This is a genomic window from Virgisporangium ochraceum (assembly GCF_016863655.1).
Lineage (GTDB): Bacteria > Actinomycetota > Actinomycetes > Mycobacteriales > Micromonosporaceae > Virgisporangium > Virgisporangium ochraceum.
The window spans coordinates 1-17606 of sequence record NZ_BOPH01000062.1 but is presented as its reverse complement, the minus strand read 5'-3'; the positions used below and the strand labels follow the sequence as shown (position 1 = coordinate 17606).

Here is a 17606-nt window from a genome sequence, read left to right as displayed (position 1 = left end):
GCCCGGACAACGAAATGGCCCGTGTCCGCGTTGTCCGCGTACACAGGCCACTTCCGTCCTGTGGAGGTGCCGGGAATCGAACCCGGGTCCTTCGCCGTCTTGACAGGGCTTCTCCGAGCGCAGCTCGCTATGCCTCTACTCGGCCCCTCCGATCACACGAGCGAGTCGGAGTGACGGGCCCAGCCACATTAGATCTCGCCGCCCGGACGCCGTAGCCGCGTCCGCTTGGCCAGCCTTCTAGCTGATGCCGGGATCTAGGACGAAGGCATTCCTAGGCCGACAGAGTCGCTACCCGCCTCAGGCGGCGAGCGCGAGCTCGGAGCGCTTCATCTTGGCGCTTATTACTTTCCAACGAATGATTAGCGAGACAACGTTGGCTTCCTCGGCTCGCTTCACCTGCCGCAACGCACAAAGTCGAAACCAGTCACCCCCTGGAGTGGATCTACCACAGCTACCAACACTACCAGCCCACCGCCCTATTCCCCGACCCCGTTACAGCGCTGGCCGTCGACGGTGCAGGTGGCGGGCCGGCCCACGCCGTCGACCTCGAAGGTGAACGTCACCGGGGTGCCCGGGGTGACCTCCCGGGTGGCGGCGGCCGGGGTGAACGTCACCGTGGCACCCTCCTGCCGGGCCTCGGCACCCACCGGGGAGCGCACCACGGTGCCGATCAGCGGAAGCGTCACGGTCTCGCGCAGCGTCACCACGACCGTCCAGCCGGAGACCGGCGCCGGGCCGGGGTTGGTCAGCGTGATCCTGCCGCGGTACCCGCCGATCCTCAGCCCTTCCTCGGCGTAGGCCGCCGCAAGCGCGGCGCGGCCCGAGGCGGCGGCCGAGAGGCCCCCGCCGGGCGCGGGCGCCGTCGAGGCGTTGCGGCTGGTGCCGGCGGACACCGAAGCGACGGGACGGCCGGGGAGCTCGGCGTAGCCCGACCTGCCCTCGAAGCCCTCCCCGACCTGCGGATCGCTGGCCGGAATCATGATCGTGGCAGCCGCCACGATCGCCAGCACCACGACGAGCACGAGCATCAGGGCCGCCCCGATCGCCACCGAGCGGGCCCGCGCGTCCTCGGTCTGTGGTGCCGGCCGCGCCACCGCGGTGCCGATGGACGCGAGCACGTCGACCACGCGCTCCCGGGTCCGGTAGAGCTTCGCGCGGTAGACCCGCCGGCGCTCCGACGGCGGTTTCCGGCGTCCACCCGACCGCGACGCCCGACGACGGCCCGGCAGCGCCGCGGCGGCCATCGCCAGCGTCGACTCCAGGCTCAGCGGCCGGGTGACGTGCACGCGCCCGACGGCGCGCAACCGGCGGCCCAGCGAGTTGCGCCGGCGGAACGGGCGGGCGACGTTGCGCCGGCCGGCCGCGTCGTTGGAGCGGGCGCGCTGGGCGCGTCGGCGGGCGAGGGCCGAGCCGACCGCGCCGCTCGGACCGCGCCGGCCGTCGTCGACGGCGAGCCGCGCCAGCACCTCCGGCAGCCGCCGGCCGAGCATCTCGGTGTAGACCCGGTGCAGCACCCGGCGGCGCAGCAGGCCCTGCATGCCGAAGAACCCGCTCTGCCGCAGGGTGAGGCGGCTGCCACCGGCCACCTTCATGAGGCTGAACGTGACCCGGGCGTCGAGTTCGGGGGCGAGCCAGCGCATCGCCAGCCGCTTCGGGGCGTCGACCTCGAGGATCTCGGCGTCGATCGGGTCGACGAACCCGGCCTCACCCTCCGGCTCGATGCGGAACCGGTGACCCACGACAGGCTGTAACCCGTTCGGGAAGAACCACTCGGCCAGATTGTCCGGTTCGACGATGGCCCGCCAGATCCGCTCCGGCGGGTGCTCCAACTCGACGTCGAGCCGAATTTCGGTCACTCATTGACTATAGGTAAGTGACACTGTGATCAACTTACCCGGGGCCCTCCCGCCACAACAACCCCATGATCACCTCAGGTGAACGTCACTCGCTGTAGCCCTTGCCTCGCCGGCCTGCCGCGCGGGCGATCTCGCGGTCGGCGTCGCGCTTGGCGAGGTCCTGCCGCTTGTCGTAGGTGCGCTTGCCCTTGGCGAGCCCGATCTCGACCTTGGCCCAGCCGTCGGAGAAGTACACGGCCAGCGGCACCAGCGTGTTGCCGGTCTCGCGGACCTTGCCCTGCAGCCGGTCGATCTCGGGCCGCTTGAGCAGCAGCTTGCGGGTGCGCCGCGGCTCGTGGTTGGTCCACGTGCCCTGGGCGTACTCGGGGATGTGCATGTTCAACAGGAAGACCTCGCCCTGCCGCACCTCGGCGAACGCGTCGACGAGGTTGGCCCGGCCGGCCCGCAGCGACTTGACCTCGGTACCGGTGAGCTGCATGCCGGCCTCGAACGTGTCGAGGATCGTGTAGTCGTGGTACGCCTTGCGGTTGGAGGCGACGACCTTGCGGCCCTTCTCGCGCGGCATGGTTCTGGCCTCCCTGTCCCGATGAGCGGCTAATGCTATCGGTTCAACACAGGCACGACGGAAGCCATTTCACGGGGTCGACCGGGTTGCCGTCGAGACGGACCTCGAAGTGCAGGTGCGGCCCGGTGGAGGTGCCCGTGCTGCCCACCCGACCGATCAGCTGGCCGCGGCGCACCTGCTGTCCCGGTCTCACGAGAATCTGGGACTGGTGCGCGTAGCAGGTCGACACCGCGTCGCCGCCCCGTCGACCGTGGTAGATGCACGTGTAGTTCCCGGAGCCGCCGCTGTACCCCGCCCGCACGACCTCGCCGTCGGCAGACGCCACGATCGGTGCGCCCATGCCGGCACCGACGTCGATCCCGCTGTGCAGCCGCCAGTAGTGGAACAGCGGATGGAAGCGGCGGCCGAAGTTGCTCGTCTTGCGTCCGCGTACGGGCATCGTGAGGAAGGCCCCGTTCGAGACCGCCGGCAGGTTGCCACCGCCGCCGGCCGTCGGACCACCGGGCGACGGCTTGCGCGCCGCCGCCGCACGCAGGTCGGCCGCGACGCGGGCACTCTCCTCCTGCAGCTCGTTGTACTTCGCCAGCACCGCGCCGCGCTCCTCGGTCGCGGCGGCCACGGCCGCCTCCCGCTGGGTGATCAGCGTCTTGACCCGCTCGGTGGCGGCGGCCGCGGCAGCGGCGGCGGCCCGGCTGCGGTCCAGCGCCCGCGCGGCGGCGTCGGCCGCCTCCTGCGCCTTGTGGGACGCGAGCCCGGCGATCCCCCGCTGCTCCCGCGCGACGCCGCGGGCGTCGACGAGCGCGTCGACCGCGGAGTTGCGGCTCTCGGCGACCTTGTCGAGGTAGCCCATGCGCACCGCGAGCTCGTTCGGCGAGCCGGCGGTCACGATGGAGTCGAGCAGGGCCACCCCGCCGCCCTTGTAGGTCGCGGTGACGAACTGGGCCACGCCGTTGCGCGCCCGGTCGACCTCGACGGAGGCCGACGCCAGCACCGCGTCTGCCTTCGCCTGTTCGGACCGGGCGGCGTCGACCTCACGCTGCGCCCGGCGCGCCGCGGCCTCGGCGGCGACCACCTGTCCGGCGGCCTCCGCCGCGGCGGTCTCGGCGGCCGGCAGCGCCTCCACGGCGGTGGCGTAGTCCGCCGCCGCCTTCTGGGCCTTCGCGGTGGCCGTCGTCAGATCCTCCGACGCGGCGGCCAGTTCCCGGTCGACCCGTGCCTTGTCGTCCTCTGGACTCGCGACGGCCGGTGCCGCAAGGAGCACGGCACCGGCCACGACGATCAGTAGAGTGCGTAGCACACTCCGACAATATAGGCGGTCTTGCGGATATTGGCCGATTTACGACCAATTCGGGCTAGACGCGGACGTAGAACCTCAGCGTGATCCACCCCGTCACCGCGCTGACCAGCGCGCTGATCCCGGCGAGGATCGGCAGCATCAGCAGCACGTCCTGCCATCGGACCGGGGTCAGGACGGTCTCCAGCGACTCGAGTCTGCCGCCTTCGGAGAACATCACCCACCAGCCCGTGAACAGGAACGCGAACGCGAGGATCGCGCCGATCAGACCGGCGAACACGGCCTCCAGCACGAACGGCGCCTGGATGAACCAGTTGGAGGCGCCGACGAGTTTCATGACGGCGACCTCCCTCCGCTTGGAGTACGCCGCCACCTGGATCGTGTTCGCCACCAGGAGCAGGGCCGCCACGCCCTGGAAGATCGAGACGATCAGCGCTCCGGACTGGATCGACCCGAGGATGCTGAACACCCGTCCGAGCAGCTCCTTCTGGTCGACGATGTCGTCGACGCCGGCCTTGTCCTGATAGCGCTCGGAGATCTCCTTGAACTTCTCCGGGTTCTTCAGCTTGACCCGGAACGACTCGGGGAGGGTGTCGGGCTTGACCGACTCCACCAGGTCGGGCGAGTCCTCGTACAACTGGGTGAAGTTGTCGTAGGCCTGCTGCTTGCTCTCGTACTCGACCGAGTCGACGAGCGGATCGGCCCGCAGCTCCTCATCGAGGGCCGTGCGTTGCTCGCCGGTGATGTCGGCCTTCAGGAAGATCGAGACCTCGACGCGGGCGAAGAAGAAGGTCTCCATCCGGTCGATCTGCCAGAACAGCATCAGGCCGCCACCGAGCATGGTGAGCGACACCGCCATCGTGATGATCATCGCGATGGTCATCGTGACGTTACGCCAGAGGCCGGTGAAAACCTCGGACAGGACGTATTTCACGCGCATTGAAGGAACAATCCTCTCCGGGGCTCAGCCGTACACGCCGCGCGGCTGGTCGCGCACGATCCGACCGTTCTCGATCTCGATGACCCGACGCCGCATCTGGTTCACGATGTTCGAGTCGTGGGTGACCATGACGACCGTCGTACCCGTGCGGTTGATGCGGTCGAGCAGGCGCATGATCTCGATCGAAGTGTCCGGGTCGAGGTTACCGGTGGGCTCGTCGGCGAGCAGAATCAGTGGCCGGTTGACGAACGCGCGGGCGACGGCCACGCGCTGCTGCTCACCACCGGACAGCTCCTGGGGGTAGCGGTGCTCCTTGCCGCCGAGGCCGACCAGCTCCAGCACCTCGGGCACGACCCGTCGGGCGACCGCCGTCGACTTGCCGATCACCTCCAGCGCGAACGCCACGTTCTCGTACGCGGTGCGGTTGGGCAGCAGCCGGAAGTCCTGGAAGACGCAGCCGATCGACCGGCGGAACGCCGGGATGCGCCACGACCTCATGGCGGTCACGTCACGGGTGTTGACGATGACCTTGCCCTTGGTGGGGGTGACTTCATGCAGAAGCAGCTTGATGATGGTGGACTTCCCGGACCCGGACGGGCCGATGAAGAAGACGAACTCGCCCTTGTCGATGGAGACCGAGACGTCATCCAACGACGGCCTGGACGCTTTGGGGTAGGTCTTCGTCACGCGTTCGAGCTGAATCACGGGGCGTCAGTCTACGCGTAGGTACGGATTCGCCAAGGCCGGCGTGTGCGACGATGCCCGATTCATACTTAATGCACCGCAAAGACGCAGCACGAACGTCGAGGCCACGCAAGGCCAAGTCACCCAACTGTGATGTGCGTCCCATCACAGACGACTACGGAGCGTGTAAGTTACTCCGCCGCCCGCTGTCGGCGCCACCGGATGCCCGCCTCGATGAACGGGTCGATATCGCCGTCGAAGACGCCCGACGGGTTGCCCGTCTCGTGCTCGGTGCGCAGATCCTTGACCATCTGGTACGGGTGCAGCACGTACGAGCGCATCTGGTCGCCCCACGACCCCGCCACGTCGCCGCGGATCTGGTCGATCTTCGCCTGCTCCTCGGCCTGCTTCAGCGCCAGCAGCTTCGCCTTGAGCACGCCCATCGCGGTCGCCTTGTTCTGCAGCTGCGAGCGCTCGTTCTGGCAGGACACCACGATGCCGGTGGGCAGGTGGGTGAGGCGCACCGCCGAGTCGGTGGTGTTGACGCCCTGACCCCCCGGGCCCGACGAGCGGTAGACGTCGACACGGAGATCGTCGTCGTTGATCTCGATGTCGTCGGTCTGCTCGACGACCGGCACGACCTCGATCGCGGCGAAGCTCGTCTGGCGGCGGCCCTGGTTGTCGAACGGGCTGATCCGCACCAGCCGATGGGTGCCCGCCTCCACCGACAGCGTGCCGAACGCGTACGGCGCCTTGACGGCGAACGTGGCCGACTTGATGCCGGCCTCCTCGGCGTAGCTCGTGTCGTATACCTCGGTGGCGTAGCCGTGGCGCTCGGCCCAGCGCAGGTACATGCGCAGCAGCATCTCGGCGAAGTCGGCGGCGTCGACGCCGCCCGCACCGGACCGGACCGACACCAGGGCCTCACGTGAGTCGTACTCACCGCTGAGGAGGGTGCGGACCTCGAGCTCGTCGATCTGCTTGCGCAGCGAACCGATCTCGGTGCCCACCTCGTCGACCGACGCGGCGTCACCCTCCGCCTCGGCCAGCTCGAGGAGGATGCGCGCGTCGTCGAGCCGCGACCGCAGCTTCTCGACGCGGTTGATCTCACCCTGGACGTAGGACAGCCGGGAGGTCACCTGCTGGGCCTTGGCCGGGTCGTCCCAGAGGTCGGGCGCCGACGCCTGCTCCTCGAGGGCGCCCTTCTCCTTACGCATCCGGTCGAGGTCGAGCACCGCCTCGATGTTGCGCAGGGTCGAGTCGAGGGAGTCGAGAGCTTCGGAGTGGTCGGCGACGGTCACACTCTCACTGTAGGCGCTTACTTGGCCGGAGCGTTCTTCAGCCAGGCGAGCGCCGCGCGGTGGTAGGCGGCCGCGAGCTCGAGGGAGGCGGAGCCGAACTCGTCGCCTTCCTTCTTGGCCTCCTTGGCCTGCTCGCGCGCCTCGTTCAGGGCACCGGTGTGGTACTCGGTCGCCTGCGCGTAGGCCTGCTGCAACTGGGCCGCGGACTGGTGCGCGCCGAACGCCACCCGCAACGCGAGCGGGCTACGCATCACCTCGCGCGACGCCGGCTCACCGAGCCAGCGCACGAACGCCCGCTTGCCCGCCGGCGTGATCGAGTACGGCTGGCTCGACCGGGCACCGGGTTTGCCGAGCTTGACGAAACCGGCCTCGGCGAGCGCGGGAAGCTCGCGGTAGACCTGGCTGCGCGTCATCGACCAGTAAGGACCGAGACGCTTCTGCGCGGCGCCCATCAGTTGCCCACCGGTCATCGGTCCGTCGTGCAGAAGACCGAGCAGCGCAGCCGCGGTGGGGTTGAGTCCGGAATCGGCCATGCCACCAAGTTGCCACTTCGACGGCCGACAGTCCAGGATTTTCCTGGATTTCACCGCCACCAGACTCCACTGTGCACTGTCCCGACCGGACAGTCGAGTGTGGACGGCCGGTCGGGACAGTCGATCGTGGACGGTCTACATGCGTTCAGCGGCGCGGCGGAGTGGGCATCGGAGGGAACGGATCGCCGATACCGCCGGGGAATTCGGGGTCGCCGTCGTTGCCGTTACCGCCACCGCCGTCGTTCCCGCCGTTGCTTCCGCCGTTTCCGTTGCCACCATTGCCGTTTCCGTTGCCGTTTCCGTTGCCGCCGTCACCGTTACCGTTGCCGGAACCGTCGTTTCCGGTTCCGGGTCCGGCGCTCGGCGTGGAGGCCGACGGCGTCGGCTGCGACGGCTCACCGCTCGGCGACGGCGCCGTGGACGGCGATCCGTTCTGACCGTTCTGTCCGGGCGCCTCACCTACCGACCCGGTCGGCCGCTTCTCCGCGTCGAAGACATTGGTGGCGAGGAACACGCCCGCGCCGACCATCAGCAGGATCAGCACCGCCGCCGCGAGGCCGGCGAGCACCGGCGTGCGGCGCCGCGACCGGTCGTCGGGCCGCGCCGGGTCCACCGGATCCGCCGGCGGGAACGGCGCCGGGCTGACCGGCGGCAGGATGTCCGGCGCACCCGCCGGCGGGATGTCCGGCGCGCCCACCGGCATGGGGAACGGCGGGAACGGCGCGGCGACGCCCGGGCCGGGCGAGACCGGGTTGCTGGACACCGGGTTACTGGAGACGGGGCCACCGGAGACGGGGCCACCGGAGACGGGGCCACCCGAGATCGGGCCGCCGGAGACCGGTCCACCCGGCATGGGAGCGCCGGAGACCGGCTGCTCCAGGGTGGGCGGTTCCGGCTTGCGGGTATCGACGGTCCGCTCCTCCGCGGGCACCGACGCGGCAACCGACTCCACGGCCACCGGCTCCACGGCTGCCGCCTCCGCGGTCCCCGGCTCTGCGGCCACCGGCGGGACCGGGACCGGAACCGGAGCGACCGACGACGGCGGCACCGGCACGCTCGACCGCGCGCCGACCGGCGGGACGAGCCCCGCGGCCGAAGCCGGCACCGCCTCGGTCGCGGCCTCCGGAACGGGTCCGGTCGCGGCCGCGGCGGCCTCCGGTGAACCGACCGGCACCGCCACGAAGCGGGCGGCGTCGGTACCCGCCGGCGACACCGGCGCGGCGGCCAGCGGCACCCAGGCGACCTTCGGCAGGGCGGACGTCATCGGCGCGGTCACCTCGGCCGAGCGGGGCCAGTACGTCACGGCACCGGCGGGCAGCGGCGCGAGCGCGGGGTGGTCGGCCAGCCCGGCCTGCGCGGCCCGCAGGCGCGACGCGAGCGAGTCGGGGCTCGGCCGCAGCCGTGGGTCGAGCTGGATGCAGGCGTCGGCGAGGTCCCACAGCGGGGTCGGCATGCCGGCGGGCGGCACCGGCACGCACGCGGCGTGGCGGCGCAGCACGTCGCTGGGCGGGCCGCCCCGGTACGGGCTGCGACCGCAGAGCAGTTCGTAGACCACGATGCCGAGCGCGTAGACGTCGGCGGCCGGCGACGGCGGGTCACCGGCGACGACCTCCGGAGACACGTACTCGGGGGTGGCGAGCGTCGGCCCGGCCGGCTGGCCGGCCCGGCGGGCGACCCCGAAGTCGGCGAGCCGCACGGGTCCGCCGTCGTCGGGAAGCAGGATGTTGCCGGGCTTGACGTCGCCGTGGGTGATGCCGAGGGCGTGGATGTGGCCCAGCGCGTCGGCGACCTGTGCCACCACCTCGGCCGCCCGCTGGGCGGGCAGCGGCCCACCCGTGCGCAGCCGGCGACGCAGGTCGGAACCGACCACCAGGTCCATGACGAGCGCCGTCACGCCGTCACCCGTGATCAGGTTGCGGACCCGGACAATGCTCGGGTGGTCGAGCTCGGCGAGGATCTCCGCCTCGGCGAGAAAGCCGCTCACCAGGTCGGGCGCGGCGGCGGCCTCGGGGCGGAGCAGCTTCACCGCCACGGGTTCACCGTTCGTGAGGTCCACCGCCCGCCACACCACGCCGATGGCTCCGCGGGCGATCTCGGCGTCGAGACGGTAACGACCGTCGAGCACCTGACCATCCATGACCTTGCCCTCCCCCGGGCTGCGTTCACACCTATCGAAAGGAGACGCTACGTGCGCAAGCCCCCGGGGAATCGAGGGCGGCCGAACGGTGGCACGAATCGGGGACACCCCTTCCCGGTCCGCTTCTCGATCCGCGAATTGTCGTATGCGGGGCGTAACCTCTGGTTCGTGCGACCCCATTCGATGTCTCGTTGGCTCCGCGGCCTCGCGCCGGCGGAGCTGGCCGGCATCCTGGTGCGGCGTCCCGAGTCGGCGGCCGTGCCGACCCTGCGCGACCTGGGCGACCTTGCCGCGCGGCTGAGTCAGCACCACCACGTGCACGCCACGCTCCGGGGGCTGTGCGCGCCGGCGGTGCAGGTCGCCGAGGCCGCGCAGGCGCTGGTCGCGCCGGGTGACGAGGCCGTCTCGCGGGCCGGGCTCGCCGAGCTGCTCGGCCGGTCCGCCGACGACCCGGAGCTCACCGCCGCACTGGAGGTGCTGTACCAGCGGGCGCTGGCCTGGCCGGCCGACGAGCGGGTGGTGCTCGTCGGTCCGCTGCGAAGCGGGTTCACGTTCCCGCTCGGGCTCGGGCGTCCGGCCGCGAAGCTGTTCGAGGCCCGTCCGGCCGACGAGGTGCGTCGGATCGGCGAGCGGCTCGGCCTGCGGCTCGCCGGTCGCAACAAGCAGTCCGCGATCGAGGCGGTCGCCACCCGGTTGGGCGACCCCGAAAGGGTGCGGGCACTGGTCGACGGGGCGCCCGAGGGGCTGGCGACGTTCCTCGGCGAGGTGGCCGCCACCGGTCCGCAGGTCGAGGGCGAGTTCGGCTACCTGCCCGACGATCTTCGATGGGCGGTTGAGCGCGGTCTCCTGGTCAGCGACGGCTGGGAGCGCGCCGAGATGCCGCGCGAGGTGTCCATCGCCCTGCGCGGGCCGGGCTGGCATGCGCCGTTCACGCCGCGTCCGCCGCTGCCCCCGCTCGCCGTCGCCGACGCGGCCGCCGTCGAGCGCGAGGCCGCCGCCGCGACAGCGGCCCTGCTCAGCGCCGTGGGCGCGGTGCTCGACGAGGCTCCGTTCGTCCTCCTCAGGGCCGGCGGCCTGGGCGCCCGCGAGATCAAGCGGGTCAGCCGGGCCACCGGCGCGTCCGACTTCGAGGTGGGCTTCGTCGTCGATCTCGCGTCGGCCGCGGGTCTGCTGGCCGGTACGCCCGACGAGGTGCTGCCGAGCACCGAGTACGACGGCTGGGCCGCCGAGCCGCCGGCCGTCCGGCTGGCCGCGCTCGTCGACGCCTGGTACGAGCAGCACCGCGAGCGGTCGTCCAGCGTCCCGCTCAAGCCCGAGTACGGCCTGGCCGGCACCGAGGGCCTGCGGCACACGATGCTCGCCGTGCTGGCCGAGGTCGGCGGCGCCCTGCCGGCCAACGGGTCACTGTTGATCCCGTTGCTGTCGTGGCACGCCCCGCTGGCGCTCGACCTGCCCGGCGAGGAGCCCGCAACGGTCGTCCTGCGGCTGTGGCGCGAGGCCGTCGCGCTCGGCCTGGTCGCCCGCGGCGTGCTCAGCCCGCTGGGACGTGCCGTGGTCGACGGCACCGACCTCGTGGCGGCGGCACAGTCCCTGGTCATCGAGCCCGCCGAGCGGGCGACCTTCCAGGCCGACCTCACCGCGATGGTGTCGGGTACGCCGTCGGTCTCCCTGGGCCGGCTGCTCGACTCGTGCGCCGAACGCGAGGTGCGGGGCGCCGCGTCGATGTGGCGCTTCACGCCGGCCTCGGTGCGGCGGGCGCTCGACGGCGGAGCCACGCCGGAGGGGCTCGTCGAGTCGCTGCGTGCCGCCGGCACCCTGCCGCAGGCCGTGGAGTACCTGGTCAACGACGTCGCCCGGCGCCACGGCTCGCTGCGCGTCCGCGCGGTCGGCTGCGTCCTGCACGGGCTCGACCCGGCTTTGCTGGCCGAGGTCACCGCCGACCGCCGGCTGGCTCCCCTCGGCCTGGCCGCGCTCACCCCGACCGTCCTGGCGAGCACCCGCCCGCCCGCCGAGACCCTGGCGGCGCTGCGCGGCGCGGGCTACGCCCCGGTCGCCGAAGACGCCACCGGCGAGGTCCTCGTCGACGTGCCGGCCCAGCGCCGGGCCGAACGCCCGGTGACGGTACGCCGCGTCCGCCGCCGCACCCCGTCGGTCCGCCCGGCCGACGCGGCCGCCCTGGCCAAGAAGCTGATCGCGGCCAGCGAGTCCACCGCGGACTCCACCCCTGATCGCACCGACGAGGCCGACCGCACCTGGCTGGCCGGCTCGCCCGTCACGACCGACCTCGACCTCCTCGACGACGCCATCGCCAAGGAACTACCCGTCCACATCGACTACGTGAGCAAAGACGGCCGCCGTTCCAGCCGCATGATCAACCCCGTCGAGATCACCGGCGGAAAGATCCTGCTGGCCTGGTGCCACCTGCGCAACGAGGAACGGGCGTTCGCGCTGAGCCGCATCCTGAGCGTGTCCCGCCCCTGACGCCGACGGCCGGGCCGCACGTTCGACCGTTGACGCTGGTTGCCTACCCGCTCACCCCATGTGCGGGTAGGTGTGGTCGGTCGGGGGCACGAACGTCTCCTTGACCGTCCGCGGGCTCACCCACCGCACCAGGTTCTGCCACGATCCGGCCTTGTCGTTCGTTCCGCTGGCGCGGGCGCCGCCGAACGGTTGCTGGCCCACCACCGCACCGGTCGGCTTGTCGTTGACGTAGATGTTCCCCGCGGCGAAGCGCAGCGTGTGCAGGGCCCGGTCGATGGCGGCGCGGTCGGTGGCGAAGACGGCGCCGGTCAGTGCGTAGCGGGCGATGCTCTCGGCCTGGGCGACCACCTCGTCGTACCTGTCGTCGGGGTAGACGTACACGCCGAGGATCGGGCCGAAGTACTCGGTGGTGAACACCTCGTGACCGGGGTCGGTGCACTCGATCACCGTGGGCCGTACGAAGAAGCCCTCGGACGCGTCGGTGGTGCCGCCGGCCAGCACCGTGCAGGCCGCTGAGTTCTTCACGCGGTCGAGCGCGGCGCTGTGCTTGTCGAACGCGCGGCGGTCGATCACCGCGCCGCCGAAGTTGCCGAAGTCGGTGACGTCGCCGTAGGTCAGGGACTCGGTGACCGACGCCAGCCGGTCGCGCACCCCCGCGTTCCACAGCGACGCCGGCACGTACGCCCGCGACGCGGCGGAGCACTTCTGGCCCTGGTACTCGAACGCTCCACGCACCAGCGCGGTCACCAGCGCGTCGGCGTCGGCGGAGGGGTGGGCGATCACGAAGTCCTTGCCGCCGGTCTCGCCGACCAGCCGCGGGTAGGTGCGGTAGTCGGCGATGTTCGCGCCGACGGTCTTCACCAGGTGCTGGAACGTGCCGGTCGACCCGGTGAAGTGGATGCCCGCGAGGTCGGGGTGCGTGAGCGCCACCTCCGACACGGCCAGCCCGTCGCCGGTCACCATGTTGATGACGCCCGGAGGAAGACCGGCGGCCTCGAACAGCCGCATCGTGAAGTGCGCGGCGAACTGCTGGGTGGGCGACGGCTTCCACACCACCGTGTTGCCCATCAGGGCCGGCGCCGACGGCAGGTTCCCCGCGATCGCGGTGAAGTTGAACGGCGTGATCGCGTAGACGAACCCTTCCAGCGGACGGTGGTCGAACCGGTTCCACACGCCCGCCGAGGAGCGCGGCTGGTCGGTGAGCAACCACTGTCCGAAGTGGACGTTGAAGCGCAGGAAGTCGATCAGCTCGCACGCCGCGTCGATCTCGGCCTGCTGCACGGTCTTCGACTGGCCGAGCATGGTGGCGGCGTTGAGCGTGTCGCGCCACGGGCCGGCGAGGAGGTCGGCCGCCCGCAGGAACACCGCGGCCCGCTCGCTGTAGGGAAGGTCGCGCCACATCGGTGCCGCCGTCATCGCGGCGGTCACGGCCGCCTCAGCGTCCTTTGTGGACGCGTTGCGCGTGACCCCGAGCACGTGCGCGTGCCGGTGCGGCTGCACCACGTCGATCGGGTCACCGGTGCCGGCGTGCTCCCGGCCGCCGATCGTCATCGTGAGGTCGAGGCGCTCGGCGGCCAGGTCGGCCAGGCGCGACTGCAACCGGCTGCGCTCGGGGGTTCCGGGCGCGTACGTGAGAACCGGCTCGTTCCGGGGTTCCGGGACCGAGAAGACGGCATCCATTGACGACTCCGTAGGTATGGGTGGCTCTACAGGGTGACGGGAGGCCTTCATCGTCCCACGGTTAGGCTGGCCCGCATGACGGACGAGCCAGCCAGCCGGGTCGGCACAACCGCGAAGATCGGTAAAGGTCCGCTGGTGGTGGCGGCCGTCAGCGTGGCGTGGTTCGTCGCCGCCCTCTGGCTGACGCACGCCTCGGTGGTCGGCGAGCGCGAACCGCAGCTCGGACTCGTCAACGCGTCCCTCGCGATGCCGCTGCTGATCGCGTCGGGCATCGTCGCCGGCGCGGCGCTCGCCGTGGTCGTCGTCGGGTGGCTGACCCTCCGGGGCACGCTCGTGCGGCCCCGCTGGCAGGTGCTCGCCGGCGCGGGGGCCGGGCTCGCGCTCGGCGCCGTCGCCGGTGCGCTGGTGCTGTTGGGGTACGGCACGGTCGCGGCGCTCGTCTCGTTGTCGATCGCGATGGCCCTGGCCGCGGCGGTCGGTGGCGCGATCGGCGGGGTTCCGTGGCCGGCCGTCGTCGTGGCCGGGGTGATCGGCAGCCTGGTGCGGTTCGCCCTCGGGTTCCTCGAAGGGCTTTTCGGTGGACGCCTACGCGAGGCGATCGTGCGTGACGACTCCGTCGCCGCGCAGCTGGCCGCGGTGGGTCAGATCGGGTTCGCCATGGCGCTGCTGGGTGGTGCGGTCGCCGGGCTCACCGCGTCCCTCTATCTGCGGAGGAGCGGCCTGAAGTGGCCCGCGCACCTGGCCGCCGGCGCGGCGCCGGGCCTGCTCCTGCTGATCGCCGAGGTCGCGACGCGGCTCGGGGGGACCCCGCTGCTGAGCGCGATGAGCGGCAACGACACGTTCGACGAGCGCGCCACGCAGCTGGTCGCCGACACCCGCCTGAGCACGGCCCTGGTGGTGCTGTTCACCGGCGCCGTGGTGGCGATCATCGTGCACGGGCGGACGCTGTCGTCGGCTCCGCCGCCACCGGCCAGGACCACGGCCAGGACCGCAGCGGGCAAGACGGCGGCCAGCAAGACGGCCAGCAAGACGGCCAGCAAGGTGGCGGCCGCCAAGGCGACCGGGAAGGCCGCGGCCACCAAGACCGCCACCGCCGAGACCGCGGCCGCCGAGACCGCCAGCAGGGCTGCGGCGGCCAAGGCGACCGGGAAGGCGGCAGCGGCCGACAACACCGCCGGTGACGTGCCCGCGGGCGAGGCTGGGGCCGAGGCTAGGGGCGAGGTTAGGGCGACACCTGGTCGAGCTCGGAAGGGTCGTACCACTCCAGCTCGTGGTCCTCAGCGCCGTCGACGGTGAACTGCGCGTCGGGGTCCCCCGCCACCGCTTCCTCGACCACGGCGGCGGCCGCCGCGACCGCCTCCTCGGCGTCGGCGCTGTCGACGTGGATCGCCGCGATCGCCTCGAACGGCACCGGACCGGCGACCTCGACGAGGCTCGACCCGAGGTCACGGTCGAGCCGCTTCACCGTCTGCGGCGGCACGTCGGCGGAGATGACCACGCGCCGCCGCTTCGCCTCGGGACTGTGCCGGAGCAGCCGTAGCGCCTCCTGAGCCGCCCGGGTGAACGCCACGTACTCGAGCTCCTCCTCGTCCCCCTCGGCGTACCACTCGCGCAGATCGGGGGTGACGGCATGGGCCATCGGCGGGGGACTCAGCGGTCCCCTGTCACGCAACGGGCCCAGCTGGGCGATCGTCGCGGGAAGGTAGACCCGCACCAGGCCTGTGGTCACGAATGTCCTCCGGGATCGTTGTCGAAGGCTAACGATGGCAAACTGAGGCCATGGAGCCCCGGTTCCTGCAGATGTCGGACGTTGCCGAACTTCTCAACGTCTCGCCGTCGCAGGTCTACCACATGGTGCGCAGTGGTGAACTGCCCGCCATCAAGGTCGGTGGGCGGGGCCAGTGGCGCATCGAGGTCAGCAAGCTCGAGGAGTACATCGAGCGCAAGTATGCGGAAACCGCCGCCTGGGTGCAGGCGAACCCCCTCATCCTCCGCGACGAACCCGACGACGAGGGCCCGTAGCCGCTGCGGCACGGGCGAATCGTCGCCATTGTCGTAATGCCCGTCGGAGGCAAACGAAAGCAAACACAAGGGTCTTGAGGCGATCTCGCTTGCGCCGGTACAACTTTCGGGAGGCCACTCAAGGCAATCGAAAGCAAACGCAAGATCGGAGCGTTCGGGATGTCTGCGCCCACCGTCGCCCCCGGGGCGGGGCCCGCTGCAAGACCCGCTGCTGAACCGACGCCGGTGTCCAACGCCGACGCCGGGCCGGTCCCGTCGGTCGAGGTCGGTACCCGGGCGGGTCCCACCGTGAGCGCCGATCCCGGTGCCACCTGCCTCGCGAAGCCCCCTCCCGTGCGGGTCCTCCGGGCACCGCCGCTCGAGCCACCGTTCGAGGACGAGGTCGATCCGTACTGGCCCCCGCCCACGCCGCTCGCCCAGCCCGGGCGCGGACCGCGCACCCAGCGACCGGTGACCCCGCGTCCACCGCACAGGCCGCTCGACGCCAGCCAAGCCGGACATGCCGGCCAAGGCGGCCCCGCCGGCCACGCCGGCCCGGGCGGCCCCGCCGCTGCGACCGCCCACGGCGACCGGGCGGCACCGCACCCCCGGCCCCGGCCGTCGCCCGGGATGCTCGCGGCGCAGCGGTTCGTCCACGTGTGCGTCGAGGTGCTGAACGGGCACCGGGCGGCCAGCCACCTCCGGGCGGTGACCGCACCGGCCGACTTCAAGCCCGTCACCGACCAGCTCATCGGCCGCACCAACCGCACCTACCTGGGTCGCCCCGGGGCCACGGCCACGAGGCCACCGCGGGTGCGGCTGCTGGGAATGCGCATGTGCCAACCGCGCGACGGCGTGGTGGAGGTCGCCGCCGTGCTCGGATACGGAACGCGGACCTGGGCGATGGCCGTCCGGATGGAGCGGCCCGCCGACACCTGGCTGTGCAAGCTGATCCAGGTGGTCTAGTGTCGTGAGTCGTTAATTCGGGTTCAGTAGCGGGCGATGGATTCGAGGATCTGGTCGGCGGTCTTGGTCCACACGTAGGGTCGTGGATTGTCGTTCCAATCCTCGATCCAGGCTCGGATGTCGGCGTTGAGCGCGCGGACGCTGCGGTGAGTGCCGCGTTGGAGTTTCTTGGTGGTGAGTTCGCCGAACCAGCGTTCGACGAGGTTGAGCCACGAGCTGCTGGTCGGGGTGAAGTGCAGGACGAAACGGGGGTGTGCCAGCAGCCAACGTTTGATCGCCGGGGTCTTGTGCGTGGAGGCGTTGTCCAGCACGACATGCACGTCCAGATCGGCGGGGACCTCTTGATCGAGTTTGGTCAGGAACTTCTTGAACTCGATGGCCCGGTGCCGGGTGTGGAGGCTGCCGACGACCTTGCCGGTGGCCATGTCCAGGGCGGCGTAGAGGCTGGAGGTGCCGGCCCGGAGGTAGTCGTGGCTGGCCCGGGCCGGGGTGCCGGGCATCATCGGCAGGACCGGCGCGGTGCGGTCGAGGGCCTGGATCTGGGACTTCTCGTCCACGCACAGCACCACCGCCCGTTCGGGCGGATCGAGGTAGAGGCCGACGACGTCGCGGACCTTGTCGATGAACTGCGGATCCTTCGACAGCTTCCACGTGTCCTGGCGGTGCGGTTGAAGGCCGAACGCGCGCCAGATCCGCGACACCGCCGTCTGTGACAGGCCGACCTCGCCGGCCAGGGAACGGGTCGACCAGTGCGTGGCGTTACGCGGCGTGGTCTCCAACGTCGTGGTGATGACCCGCTCGACGTCGGCGTCGGCGATCGTGCGAGGCCGGCCTGGCCGTGGCTCGTCGAGCAGCCCGTCGAGCCGGTCCGTGGCGAACCGGTTGCGCCACTTGGTCACCGAGTTGCGTGACACGCCCAACGATGCCGCGATCACGCCGTTGGACTCACCGGCGGCGTCGGCGCACGCCAGCACGATCCGTGCCCGCAGCGCCAACGCCTGCGCCGACGACGGCCGCCGCGACCACGCCTGCAACTGCTCACGCTCGTCGTCAGTGAGCACGATCGGAACCGCCACCGGGGAAGGCATAACCCCACCCTACCCACTGACAACGATTTAACGACTCAGGACACTAGGAACCCGAGTCGTTCGGGGGTCTGTTGATCGTT

At 71.3% G+C, this 17606-nt stretch carries 15 protein-coding genes and 1 other RNA gene; 4 read left to right on the top strand and 12 right to left on the bottom strand.

Annotated elements, in window-relative coordinates:
- Positions 1 to 58: 58 nt before the first annotated feature.
- The 9 genes from ssrA to Voc01_RS21720 all read right to left on the bottom strand — a co-directional run bounded on the left by ssrA (position 59) and on the right by Voc01_RS21720 (position 9310).
- Positions 59 to 432, bottom strand: a transfer-messenger RNA (tmRNA) gene (gene ssrA / locus Voc01_RS21760).
- 44 nt (positions 433 to 476) lie between these two features.
- A complete protein-coding gene (locus tag Voc01_RS21755; RefSeq protein ID WP_203929341.1) occupies positions 477 to 1856 on the bottom strand; it encodes an SRPBCC domain-containing protein in 1380 nt (459 codons plus the stop codon).
- A gap of 85 nt (positions 1857 to 1941) precedes the next feature.
- Positions 1942 to 2421, bottom strand: a complete 480-nt coding sequence (gene smpB, locus Voc01_RS21750; RefSeq protein ID WP_203929340.1) for an SsrA-binding protein SmpB — start codon at positions 2419 to 2421, stop codon at positions 1942 to 1944.
- Between the two features lie 43 nt (positions 2422 to 2464).
- The gene (locus tag Voc01_RS21745) at positions 2465 to 3718 is read right to left on the bottom strand and encodes a M23 family metallopeptidase (protein WP_203929339.1); all 1254 of its coding nucleotides are present in this window, start codon (positions 3716 to 3718) and stop codon (positions 2465 to 2467) included.
- Between the two features lie 55 nt (positions 3719 to 3773).
- Positions 3774 to 4655, bottom strand: coding sequence for a permease-like cell division protein FtsX (ftsX, locus tag Voc01_RS21740; protein ID WP_203929338.1), 882 nt, complete (start codon positions 4653 to 4655; stop codon positions 3774 to 3776).
- A 24-nt stretch (positions 4656 to 4679) separates the two neighbouring features.
- On the bottom strand, positions 4680 to 5360 hold the full coding sequence (ftsE, locus tag Voc01_RS21735) for a cell division ATP-binding protein FtsE (RefSeq protein WP_203929337.1): 681 nt from the start codon (positions 5358 to 5360) through the stop codon (positions 4680 to 4682).
- 170 nt (positions 5361 to 5530) lie between these two features.
- Positions 5531 to 6640, bottom strand: a complete 1110-nt coding sequence (prfB, locus tag Voc01_RS21730) for a peptide chain release factor 2 (protein WP_203929336.1) — start codon at positions 6638 to 6640, stop codon at positions 5531 to 5533.
- 17 nt (positions 6641 to 6657) lie between these two features.
- The gene (locus Voc01_RS21725; RefSeq protein WP_203929335.1) at positions 6658 to 7173 is read right to left on the bottom strand and encodes a PadR family transcriptional regulator; all 516 of its coding nucleotides are present in this window, start codon (positions 7171 to 7173) and stop codon (positions 6658 to 6660) included.
- Positions 7174 to 7318: 145 nt separating this feature from the next.
- A complete protein-coding gene (locus Voc01_RS21720; protein ID WP_203929334.1) occupies positions 7319 to 9310 on the bottom strand; it encodes a serine/threonine-protein kinase in 1992 nt (663 codons plus the stop codon).
- A gap of 183 nt (positions 9311 to 9493) precedes the next feature.
- Between Voc01_RS21720 and Voc01_RS54140 the strand changes: the two genes are divergently transcribed.
- Positions 9494 to 11791 carry a helicase C-terminal domain-containing protein gene (locus Voc01_RS54140; protein ID WP_203929333.1) on the top strand — a complete coding sequence of 766 codons (2298 nt, stop codon included), beginning with the start codon at positions 9494 to 9496 and terminating at the stop codon, positions 11789 to 11791.
- A 51-nt stretch (positions 11792 to 11842) separates the two neighbouring features.
- Here Voc01_RS54140 and pruA read toward each other — a convergent pair whose 3' ends face one another.
- On the bottom strand, positions 11843 to 13471 hold the full coding sequence (gene pruA / locus Voc01_RS21710; protein ID WP_203929332.1) for an L-glutamate gamma-semialdehyde dehydrogenase: 1629 nt from the start codon (positions 13469 to 13471) through the stop codon (positions 11843 to 11845).
- A gap of 75 nt (positions 13472 to 13546) precedes the next feature.
- Here pruA and Voc01_RS21705 point away from each other — a divergent pair, with 75 nt between their 5' ends.
- A complete protein-coding gene (locus tag Voc01_RS21705) occupies positions 13547 to 14767 on the top strand; it encodes a hypothetical protein (protein ID WP_203929331.1) in 1221 nt (406 codons plus the stop codon).
- Here Voc01_RS21705 and Voc01_RS21700 read toward each other — a convergent pair.
- Complete coding sequence (locus tag Voc01_RS21700) at positions 14694 to 15200, bottom strand: DUF6912 family protein (protein ID WP_203929330.1); 507 nt, start codon at positions 15198 to 15200, stop codon at positions 14694 to 14696. The genes Voc01_RS21705 and Voc01_RS21700 overlap by 74 nt on opposite strands.
- Before the next feature lie 50 nt (positions 15201 to 15250).
- Here Voc01_RS21700 and Voc01_RS21695 point away from each other — a divergent pair, with 50 nt between their 5' ends.
- Both Voc01_RS21695 and Voc01_RS21690 read left to right on the top strand, forming a co-directional pair.
- Positions 15251 to 15493, top strand: coding sequence for a helix-turn-helix domain-containing protein (locus Voc01_RS21695; RefSeq protein ID WP_203929329.1), 243 nt, complete (start codon positions 15251 to 15253; stop codon positions 15491 to 15493).
- Positions 15494 to 15718: 225 nt separating this feature from the next.
- Positions 15719 to 16438, top strand: a complete 720-nt coding sequence (locus Voc01_RS21690) for an Rv3235 family protein (RefSeq protein ID WP_203929328.1) — start codon at positions 15719 to 15721, stop codon at positions 16436 to 16438.
- 23 nt (positions 16439 to 16461) lie between these two features.
- Here Voc01_RS21690 and Voc01_RS21685 read toward each other — a convergent pair whose 3' ends face one another.
- Positions 16462 to 17526 (bottom strand): IS630 family transposase, encoded by a 1065-nt coding sequence (locus Voc01_RS21685; protein WP_203929327.1) that lies wholly within the window; start codon positions 17524 to 17526, stop codon positions 16462 to 16464.
- Between the last annotated feature and the right edge of the window lie 80 nt (positions 17527 to 17606).